Source organism: Streptococcus sp. 4155 (assembly GCF_013276695.1).
Classification (GTDB): Bacteria; Bacillota; Bacilli; order Lactobacillales; family Streptococcaceae; genus Streptococcus; species Streptococcus pseudopneumoniae.
Genome location: NZ_VMLM01000108.1, coordinates 1 through 2,379, shown reverse-complemented (window position 1 = coordinate 2,379; position 2,379 = coordinate 1). Strand labels below are relative to the sequence as shown.

General features: G+C 34.0%; 4 protein-coding genes and 1 pseudogene. All 5 read left to right on the top strand.

All coding sequences use genetic code 11. The annotated features are described in order from the left end of the window. A pseudogene (locus HT715_RS10880) lies at window positions 1-89 on the top strand (type I restriction endonuclease); the annotation flags it as partial. Window positions 90-148: 59 nt separating this feature from the next. After that, the gene (locus HT715_RS10875) at window positions 149-385 is read left to right on the top strand and encodes an AbrB family transcriptional regulator (protein ID WP_000260603.1); all 237 of its coding nucleotides are present in this window, start codon (window positions 149-151) and stop codon (window positions 383-385) included. Then, window positions 382-795, top strand: coding sequence for a type II toxin-antitoxin system death-on-curing family toxin (locus HT715_RS10870; RefSeq protein WP_000158362.1), 414 nt, complete (start codon window positions 382-384; stop codon window positions 793-795). Before HT715_RS10875 ends, HT715_RS10870 begins: the two co-directional genes overlap by 4 nt. Before the next feature lie 117 nt (window positions 796-912). Next, a complete protein-coding gene (gene xerA, locus HT715_RS10865; protein ID WP_000444454.1) occupies window positions 913-1,878 on the top strand; it encodes a site-specific tyrosine recombinase/integron integrase in 966 nt (321 codons plus the stop codon). Between the two features lie 22 nt (window positions 1,879-1,900). Beyond that, window positions 1,901-2,379 (top strand): restriction endonuclease subunit S (locus HT715_RS10860; protein ID WP_240149865.1); only part of this gene is annotated, 479 nt, incomplete at its 3' end.

Sequence of the window (2,379 nt, the reverse complement as noted above, 5' to 3'; positions counted from 1 at the left end):
TGGTCGACAAATCACAATTGGCAATCCAAAAATCTCTGGAAGAGCTTGAAACTTTGAAGAAATCTCTGATGCAGGAGTATTTTAGCTGATATTCTGCCATTGTAATTACGGTAATGATTTGTTATAATACAACAAAGGAGGAAATCAGATGGTAGTAAAAACAAGAAAACAAGGAAATTCAATCACCATTACGATTCCAAGTGAATTTAATATTCCAAGTGGTGTAAAATACGAAGCTAAATTGTTACCAAGTGGTGAGATTATCTTTACTCCTGAAGAATTGGATCAGCAGGTTTCTTATGTATCTGATGATGCCTTTGACTTAAATTTAGATAAAATATTTGACGAATACGACGATGTTTTCAAAGCTTTGGTGGAAAAATGACAATCTATCTAACAGAAAAGCAAATTGAAAAAATAAATGCTTTAGCAATTCAACGGTATTCTCCAAATGAGAAAATTCAAACAGTTAGTCCTTCTGCCTTAAATATGATTGTGAACTTACCAGAACAATTTGTCTTTGGGAAGCCTCTTTATCCAACAATTTTTGATAAAGCAACGATACTATTTGTCCAATTGATAAAGAAGCATGTTTTTGCTAATGCTAATAAAAGAACTGCTTTCTTCGTTTTGGTCAAATTTTTACAATTAAATAGCTATCATTTTTCTGTAACGGTAGAAGAAGCAGTAAAAATGTGTGTGACCATCGCAGTAGAATCTTTAACTGATGAAAAAATGACAAGCTACTCCAAATGGGTTTCTGAACATTCTGTTAGGGAAAAGGTCAAAAAGTAACCTAGTATGCTGGATTTGAATGAGCACAAGAAAATAAATGAACAGACAATATTAGAATTCTGTAATGCAGAAACTGATATTGTCTCTTTTTATTGATGAATAAGAAAGTGAGAAATTATGGAATCAAAAGTTACAATTATCATGCAAGAAATGTTACCTCTTTTAAATAATGAACAATTACTAGCATTGAGAGAGAGTTTAGAACATCATCTAGTAGACGGAAAAAAGCAGCAGAAGTATTCGAATAATAACCTGTTGAAACTCTTTATTACCGCCAAACAGGTAGAGGGCTGTAGCTCAAAAACAATTCGTTATTACCAGAGGACGATTGAAAACTTGTTTAATGGTATTAAGGAGTCTGTGACACAACTCACAACAGATGATTTAAGGAGTTATTTAGCAAATTACCAGTCTGAAAAGGATTGTAGTAAGGCAAATTTAGACAATATTAGGCGTATATTGTCTTCTTTTTTTGCTTGGCTTGAGCAAGAGGAATATATCATTAAAAATCCCATTCGACGGATAAAGAAAATTAAGACTGAGCAAAATGTGAAGGAAACTTATACAGATGAACATTTGGAAATTATGCGCGATAACTGTGAAAATTTGAGAGATTTGGCAATAATAGACCTACTAGCATCGACAGGTATGCGTGTAGGGGAGCTTGTACAGTTGAATCGTTCAGATATTGATTTTGAAAACAGAGAGTGTGTTGTCTTTGGTAAAGGAAAGAAGGAGAGACCAGTATATTTTGACGCTCGTACGAAAATTCATTTAAGAAACTATCTTAACGACAGAAAAGATAGTCACCCTGCTCTTTTTGTAACGTTAGTTGGAAAAGTCCAGAGGCTTGGAATTGCTGGTGTAGAGATTCGCTTAAGAAAGTTAGGAGACAAACTCGGTATACAAAAGGTTCACCCACATAAGTTCAGAAGAACTTTAGCGACTAAGGCAATTGATAAAGGTATGCCTATCGAGCAAGTCCAAAAACTGCTAGGTCATAGCAAGATTGACACAACCCTGGCCTATGCCATGGTCAATCAAAATAATGTCAAGCATTCACACCAAAAATTCATCTCTTAAAAGCAAATCCCGATTTAACGAGATGTTTGGGGATTTTTATACTACATTATTCCCCAAATATAAAATAGGTGAAAAATTTGAAGTTTCTAGTGGAAGTACACCATCAAGAGATAATAAATTATATTGGGATAGCGGAACGATTAATTGGGTAAAAACAACTGAGGTAATAAATAGAGAAATTACGGAAACTGAGGAAAAAATCACAAAATTTGCTTTAGAAAATACATCTCTTAAACTTTTTCCAGTTGATACAATATTAATTGCTATGTATGGTCAAGGACAAACAAGAGGAAGAAGTGCAATCCTCAAAGTTGAATCTACTAGCAACCAAGCATGTGGGGCTATATTTCCAAATAAAATAGACAATCCAGTTTTTATTTGGCATCAATTAATGCTAAGGTATAGCGAATTACGAGAACTTGGACGAGGAGGAAATCAACCTAATTTAAACGGTCAACTGATTAAAAATTTTGAACTGATTTTCCCCCCTCTAGCCCTCCA

Coding starts and splice junctions, on each gene's coding strand:
- HT715_RS10870 (WP_000158362.1), top strand. CDS start 382: ATGACAATCTATCTAACAGAAAAGCAAATTGAAAAAATAAATGCTTTA.
- HT715_RS10875 (WP_000260603.1), top strand. CDS start 149: ATGGTAGTAAAAACAAGAAAACAAGGAAATTCAATCACCATTACGATT.
- xerA (WP_000444454.1), top strand. CDS start 913: ATGGAATCAAAAGTTACAATTATCATGCAAGAAATGTTACCTCTTTTA.